A 6,868-nucleotide genomic window follows, 5' to 3' on the forward strand; every position below is an offset into this window, starting at 1 on the left:
CGGCGCCCCGGCGGCGGACGCCGGGGTGCCCGCCGCGCCGGCCAGCAGGTCGGCGCACCCGGCCAGCAGGTCCGCGCGCCGCCGCTCGGGCCAGCGCAGCCGACGGGCGTCCGCGGGCTCGGCCTCGGCCCACGCGTCCAGACCGGCCTCCGCGTCGCGCCAGAACGCCGCGAGGACCGTCACGGCCCTCGCGACGTCGACCACGTCGACGGTCGGCGACAGGAGGTCGAGCGCGGCCTCGACACGGGCGTGCTGCTCCCGGGTGGCGGCGCGCAGGGCCGCGACCGCGCCCCCGGGCGTGGTGCTGGACGTCATCGTGCGAGGGGCTCCTGCTGCTTCCGGGACGCCGTTCCCGGCGTGGTGGGGCGATGCTAGGCGACGGGGCCGTCCCGCGCGCCCGCTCGCTTCACGATCATCGCGCGGGCACTCTGGGGGCCGTGACGACCGTGGACGGCGCGAGCCTCGTGGCGGCGCTCGGTGCGCTGCGCGCCGAGCTCGGCGCCGTCGACCTGCCGTACGAGGTGAGCGGGGTGCAGGCCGACCGCGACCTCGTCGCCGCGGTGTGCCGCCAGGTCGACGACTACCTGCTGCCGCGCCTGGAGCGGCTCGAGGCGCCGCTGCTCGTCGTCGTCGGCGGCTCGACGGGCGCCGGCAAGTCCACGCTGGTCAACAGCCTGCTGCGCAACCAGGTCTCGCGCTCCGGCGTGCTGCGGCCCACGACCCGCGCCCCGGTGCTCGTCCACCACCCGAGCGACGCCCACTGGTTCGCCGACCTGCGGGTCCTGCCGGGGCTCGCGCGCGTCCACGGCCCCGAGGAGGACCTGCCGGCGGACCGACCCATCACGACGGTCCGCGTGGTCGCCGACGAGGCGCTGCAGCCCGGCCTCGCGCTGCTGGACGCCCCCGACGTCGACTCCGTCGTCGACTCCAACCGCGCGCTCGCCGCACAGCTGCTCGCCGCCGCCGACCTGTGGCTGTTCGTCACGACGGCCGCCCGCTACGCCGACGCCGTGCCGTGGGGGCTGCTGCAGGAGGCCGCCGCGCGCGCGGCGGCGCTCGCCGTCGTGCTCAACCGCGTGCCGCCCGCCGCCATGACCGAGGTCCGCGACGACCTCGCGGGCATGCTCGCCTCGAACGGCCTCGGCGCGTCGCCGATGTTCACCGTGCCGGACTCCGACGTCGACGGCGGCCTGCTGCCGCGGCGCGTGGTGGCCCCGCTCGCGAGCTGGCTGACGGGCCTGGCCTCGGACGAGGCGGCGCGGGGGGTCGTCATCCGCCGGACCGTCACGGGGGCGCTCAACACCCTGGGGGAGCGGGTGACGAGGGTGGCCGCCGCCGCGGACGAGCAGAACGCCGCGGCCACGGAGCTGCGCACGCTCGCCCGCGACCGGTACGTCAGCGGTCGCGAGCGGCTCGACACCGCGCTGTCCGACGGCTCGGTGCTGCGCGGCGAGGTCCTCGCCCGCTGGCAGGAGGCGCTCGGCACCGGCGAGCTGTGGCGCGGCTTCGAGTCGCGGGTCTCCCGCGCGCGCGACCGCGTCGTCGGGCTCGTGCGGGGCAGGCGCGCGCCGGTCGAGAAGCTCGGCGAGGCGCTGCAGTCCTCGACGCACGCCCTCGTCGTCTCCGAGCTCACGGCCGCCGCCGGCGACACCGCGCGGGAGTGGCGGGCCCGCCCCGCCGGCGCCGCGCTGCTGCGGGAGCGACCGCAGCTGGGACGACCCGCCGACGGCACCGACGAGGCGGTCGAGCGGCTCGTCCGGGACTGGCAGGCTGCCGTCATCGCCCTCGTCTCCGAGCAGGGCGAGGGCAAGAAGGCCCAGGCGCGGGCCGTCAGCCTCGGGGTGAACGGGGTCGGCTTCGTCCTCATGCTCGTCGTCTTCGGCCACACCGCCGGCCTGACCGGCGGCGAGTTCGCCATCGCCGGTGGTACCGCCGTCGTGAGCCAGCGGCTCCTCGAGGCGATCCTCGGCGACGAGGCCGTCCGCTCGCTGGCCGCCAGGGCGCGCGCCGACCTGCTCGACCGGGTCGGCGCCCTGCTCGAGACCGAGCGGCGCCGGTGGGTGGAGGCGGCCCCGGTCGCCGACGCCGGGGCCCGGCTCCGCGTGGCGCTGGAGCAGCTGGAGGAGGCACGGTGAGTCCCGACGGCAGCGGCGGCGCGACCGCCGTGGGTGCCGGCGCGTCCGTCCCCGGCCGGCGCCGGCCGCGCCGCGGTGCGGCGCGCGACCGCCGGGACTACCTCGACCCCGCCGTCGAGGTCCCCGACCTCACCGGCCGGATCCGCGAGGCGCTGTCGGTGGGCGGGGACCGCTTCGAGCCGGAGCGCGTCGCCGCCGCGGAGGACGAGCTCGCCCGCACCGAGGCCCGCGCCGGTCTCGGCATCGAGCACACCGTCGTCGCGCTCGTGGGGGCGACGGGCTCGGGCAAGTCGAGCCTGTTCAACGCCGTCGCGGGCTTCACCATCAGCCAGGTCGGGGTCCGCCGTCCCACCACCGGCGACCCGGTCGCGTGCGTGTGGGGGACCGGGGCCGACCCGCTGCTCGACTGGCTCGCGGTGCCCGAGCGGCACCGCACGGAGCACACGAGCGAGCTGGTCGAGGGCCGCCACGGCCACCTCGACGGGCTGCTCCTGCTCGACATGCCCGACCACGACTCCCGCGTGCAGGCGCACCGCGACGACGTCGACCGCCTGCTCGGTCGCATCGACCTGCTCGTGTGGGTCGTCGACCCCCAGAAGTACGCCGACGAGGCCCTCCACACCGACTACCTCGCCCGGCTGCGCGGGCACGACGACGTGCTTCTCGTCGTGCTCAACCAGGTCGACCGCCTCCGCCCCGACGAGCGCGAGGCCGTGCTCGCCGACCTGCGCCGGCTCGTCGACGCCGACGGGCTGCCCCGCGCGACCGTCATGGCGACCTCGGCGGTCACCGGGGAGGGCGTCGAGGAGCTCCGCGGCCTCTTCGCCGACGCGGTCGCCTCGCGCGCCATGGCGCTGGGACGGGCCCGCGCGGCCCTGCGCGAGGTGGCCGCCGACCTGCGCGCGGGCTGCGCCGACGACGAGCCCGCCGTCGACGAGGTCAACGGCGACCCGGTCCTCACCGACGCGCTCGCCACCGCCGCCTCGGTCCCGACGGTCGTGCAGGCCGTCGAGGCCGACTACCGCCGCCAGGCGGGCCTGGCGACGGGGTGGCCGTACACCCGCTGGCTCGGCCGGCTGCGGCGCGACCCGCTGCGCCGGCTCCGGGTGCAGGACCCCTCCCTGGGGGAGGAGCTCGGCGGGCTTGCGCGCTCCTCGGTGCCCGAGCCGACGCGCGCCCAGCTCGCGCGCGTCGACCTCGCCGAGCGGCAGCTCGTGGCGCGGGCGACGGAGGGCATGCCGCCGCGGTGGGCGGAGTCGGTGCGGCAGGCCCCCGTGCGCACGGAGGACCTCCGCGACGCGCTCGACCAGGCGGTCGTCCGCACCGACCTCGCCTTCCGGCGTCCCCGGTGGTGGGTCGTCGTCGGTGCGCTGCAGTGGGTGTTCGCGGCGCTCGCGCTCCTCGGCCTGCTCGGCCTCGTCGCCCTCTTCGCCCTCGACTTCCTCCAGGTGCCCTACCCGGACGTGCCGGCGCTGCCGGGGTCGCCGTCGTGGCTGCCCGCGCCGACGGGGCTGCTCCTCGTCGGCCTGCTGGGCGGGCTCGTGCTGTCGGTGCTGGCGGGCGCCCTCGTGCCCGCACGGGCCCGGGCGCGGGCCCGGGACGCCCGCACCCGGCTCGAGGTCGCCGTGGCGAAGGTCGCGCGCGAGCGGGTGCTCCTGCCCGTCGCCGACGTGCTGGGGGACCACCGGCGCTGCCGGGACCTGCTGCGCCCCTGACGAGGCCCCGGCCTCACGCGTCTCGGCCCCGACGCGTCCCCGTCCGGGCGGCCGCGTCGGCTGTGCGTGACGTCCTCACAGGCCGCCCGAGGGCCCGGTGTCCACAGCGGGCGCCCGGACCCGTCGCGCGCGGCGTCCGACCGGGCGAGTCTCGGCTGAGCGGCCGGCACGGCGTCGGCGCCCCAGCAGAAGGAGACCTCATGCTCACCGAGACCCGCGTCAGCCTGCGCGGCAACGTCGCGACCGCCCCCACCCTCCGCGCGACGCCCCAGGGCGCGGCGGTGTCCGACTTCCGTCTCGCGGTCACCGAGCGGACCTTCTCCCGCGAGGAGCAGCGCTACGTCGACGCCGGCACGAGCTGGTACCGCGTGACGGCCTGGCGCTCGCTCGCCTCCAACGTCGCCGGCTGCCTCGCGCCCGGAACGCCGGTGCTCGTGGAGGGCCGGCTGCGGGTGCGCGACTACGAGTGGGAGGGCAAGGACCGGACCACGGCCGAGGTCGAGGCCGACGCGGTGGGGGTCGAGCTCACCTTCGGCACGGCCACGTACCTGTCGAACCGGCGGCGGCGCGAGCCGGCCGCGCCGGGTGACGGGGCGGACGAGGGGCGTGAGGAGATGGTCGACGGGCGCGAGGAGGCCGGCGACGACGCGTCGGTCCCCGGTGCGGGGTACGGCGAGGACGTCGGGACGGTCGAGACGGGTCGTGCCGAGCACGACGACGACGCCGCGTACGACGACGGCGACCCCGGCGAGGAGGACGGCGCGCCGGTCGACGGCCGCCTGGTGGGGGCGGCGCACCCGTTCTGAGGTGCGCTCGCGCCGGTCCGCTCCGGCGCGTGGCCGGCTCAGCCCCGGGCGGCGAGCACCGCGACGACGACGCCGACGACGACGAAGAGCACCGCCGAGCCGCGGAGCACGACCCGCTCGGGCAGCACCGCGGCGAGACGCGCGCCCACCTCGACGGCGATGGCGTTGGCCGCGAAGACCCCGAGCGAGGCGCCGACGAAGGTCGCCACCGGGTCCTGCTGCGTCGCGATCGCGACGGTGGCGATCTGGGTCTTGTCTCCCATCTCACCGACCGCGAACGTCGTCGCGACCGCCAGGACCGCGCTGCGGCCGGTGGCGGTGGCGAGCCGGCCGGACAGGCCGCCCGGGGCCGCCCCGTCCTCGGGTCCCTCGTCGTCGTGCCCGCCGGTGGTCTCGCGCCACAGCCACAGCCCGACGAGCACGAAGAGCACCCCGGAGACGATGCCGATGGGTCGGGCCGGCAGCAGCGCGCCCGCGATCGAGCCGACGGCCACCGCCAGCAGCTGGACCGCGACGATGCCGAGCGCGACGCCGAGCAGCACGACCCTGCGGCCGAGCCGCGCGGACAGGCCGGCCGCGAGCAGCTGGGACTTGTCCCCGAACTCGGCGAGGAAGGTGGCGAGGGCCGCGCCTCCGGCGGCGAGGAGCCAGGCCGCGACGGCGGCGCTCACGCGGGCATCACCGGGCCATCGTCCCGCACGCGCGGGGCGGACCGGTCCGCCCGGCCGTGGTCGTCACGTGTCGTGGACCACGGCCTCGGCCTCGACCTCGACGAGCAGGTCCGGCCGGACGAGGGCGGCGACGACGACCATGGTGCTCGCGGGGCGGGAACCGGTCGGGCCGCCGAAGAGCTCGCCGTGGACGCCGCCCACCCGGTCCGCGTCGGCCGCGGCGACGAGGTAGGTGCGGGTGCGCACGACGTGCTGCGGACCGGCGCCTGCCTCCTCGAGCGCCGCGAGCACGCGCCGCCAGGCCTCGCGCGCCTGCGCAGCGGGGTCGTCGCCGCCGACGACGCCGTCGGCGAGGGCCGCGGTCGTGCCCGCGACCCACACCCGGTCACCGACGCGCACGGCCCGCGAGTAGCCGACGGACTCCTCCCAGGGGCCGCCGGAGGAGACGAGCCGTCGGCCGTTCACGGGGCGGCCGGACCGTGGCCGGGGGAGGTACGCACGTGTCGATCATGCCGCGCGCCGGTTGGCGGCGCCGGGCCACGGGGTGTTGCGTGGATCTCGTGGAGGGCTACCTGGCGCTGACGGTCGTGCTGGCCTGCGGGCTGGGTGTCGTCGGCCTCGCCCACCTCCTGCACCGGCGGACCGCCGTCGCGCGGACGCCCCACGGCGCCTCCCCGACGCAGTCCGGCGAGCGGCCGAGGCAGCACGCGCTGTCCCGCTTCCACGCCCGCTGGTACCTGCTGTCCATGATCTTCCTCGCCTTCGACGTCGAGATGCTCTTCATGTACCCGTGGGCGGTCGTCGTCGCGACGGAGGGCTGGGCGGCGGTCGTCGAGATGTTCGTCTTCCTCGGGGTCCTCATGGCCGGTGTGGTGTGGGCGCGGCGCGAGGGGGCGCTGCGGTGGTCCTGAGCGGCCCGGCCCTCGACCGGGCGCACGTGCTCGTCGTCGAGGTGCCCGGTGCCCGCGCGGCCCGCGCGGCGGTGGAGGCCGCGTGCGACGCGCGGGGGTGGGTGCTTGCCGCGTCCCCGGCCGACGCCGACGTGCTCGCCGTCGCGGGCGCCCCCCACGGCGGGCTCGGCGACGCCGTCGCGACCGTGTGGGACGACATGCCCGGGCCGCGCGTCCGGGTCGACGTCGCCGTGACGCCCCCGGGCCCGGTGCTGCGCCAGGCGGCGCAGGCCGCGCTCGACACGGCAGCCGCCGCCCTCGCCGACACCGCGGCCGCCCGCACCGACGCCGCCGACCGCCCGACGGACCCCCCGGGCGGCGACCGGCCGCTCGCCTCGGGCGAGGAGGACCGCGACGGGCTCGAGATGGACGTGCTGCCCGTCCCGCTCGGGCCGGTCCTGCCGGCCTGGCCGGCGGGCCTGCGCCTCCGCGTGGTGCTGGCGGGCGACGTGCTGCGGGCCGTGGACGTCGAGGTGCTCGGCGCCGTCGGCGCGCAGGCCGACGGCGCGCTGCCCGTCGCCGCGCGGGACCTCGACGCCGCCGCCGGGCTGCTGCGCCTCGCCGGCTGGGAGCGGGCCGCGCGCCGCGCAC

7 protein-coding genes and 1 pseudogene are annotated in these 6,868 nt (G+C 78.1%); 5 read left to right on the plus strand and 3 right to left on the minus strand.

What is annotated here, in order from left to right:
* Positions 1 to 315, minus strand: a 315-nt coding sequence (locus WAA21_RS17645; RefSeq protein ID WP_336924169.1) for a hypothetical protein, incomplete at its 3' end; no start/stop codon positions are given.
* Positions 316 to 437: 122 nt separating this feature from the next.
* On the opposite strand from WAA21_RS17645, the gene WAA21_RS17650 reads away from it, so the two are divergent.
* The 3 genes from WAA21_RS17650 (at position 438) to ssb (ending at position 4,656) form a co-directional block, all read left to right on the plus strand.
* Positions 438 to 2,135, plus strand: a complete 1,698-nt coding sequence (locus WAA21_RS17650; protein ID WP_336924170.1) for a GTPase domain-containing protein — start codon at positions 438 to 440, stop codon at positions 2,133 to 2,135.
* Complete coding sequence (locus WAA21_RS17655; protein WP_336924171.1) at positions 2,132 to 3,850, plus strand: GTPase; 1,719 nt, start codon at positions 2,132 to 2,134, stop codon at positions 3,848 to 3,850. The genes WAA21_RS17650 and WAA21_RS17655 overlap by 4 nt, the downstream gene beginning before the upstream one ends.
* Positions 3,851 to 4,050: 200 nt before the next feature.
* Positions 4,051 to 4,656, plus strand: a complete 606-nt coding sequence (ssb, locus tag WAA21_RS17660; RefSeq protein WP_336924172.1) for a single-stranded DNA-binding protein — start codon at positions 4,051 to 4,053, stop codon at positions 4,654 to 4,656.
* 38 nt (positions 4,657 to 4,694) lie between these two features.
* Here ssb and WAA21_RS17665 read toward each other — a convergent pair whose 3' ends face one another.
* Positions 4,695 to 5,327, minus strand: coding sequence for a TMEM165/GDT1 family protein (locus WAA21_RS17665; RefSeq protein ID WP_336924173.1), 633 nt, complete (start codon positions 5,325 to 5,327; stop codon positions 4,695 to 4,697).
* 63 nt (positions 5,328 to 5,390) lie between these two features.
* Positions 5,391 to 5,792, minus strand: a complete 402-nt coding sequence (locus tag WAA21_RS17670) for a RidA family protein (RefSeq protein ID WP_336924174.1) — start codon at positions 5,790 to 5,792, stop codon at positions 5,391 to 5,393.
* An 86-nt stretch (positions 5,793 to 5,878) separates the two neighbouring features.
* On the opposite strand from WAA21_RS17670, the gene WAA21_RS17675 reads away from it, so the two are divergent.
* Together WAA21_RS17675 and WAA21_RS17680 are read left to right on the plus strand one after the other, a co-directional pair.
* A complete protein-coding gene (locus WAA21_RS17675) occupies positions 5,879 to 6,238 on the plus strand; it encodes an NADH-quinone oxidoreductase subunit A (protein WP_336924175.1) in 360 nt (119 codons plus the stop codon).
* Positions 6,229 to 6,868: pseudogene (locus WAA21_RS17680) on the plus strand (hypothetical protein); the annotation flags it as partial. The gene WAA21_RS17675 and the pseudogene WAA21_RS17680, both read left to right, overlap by 10 nt.

It is taken from the genome of Aquipuribacter sp. SD81 (assembly GCF_037153975.1).
GTDB lineage: Bacteria > Actinomycetota > Actinomycetes > Actinomycetales > JBBAYJ01 > Aquipuribacter.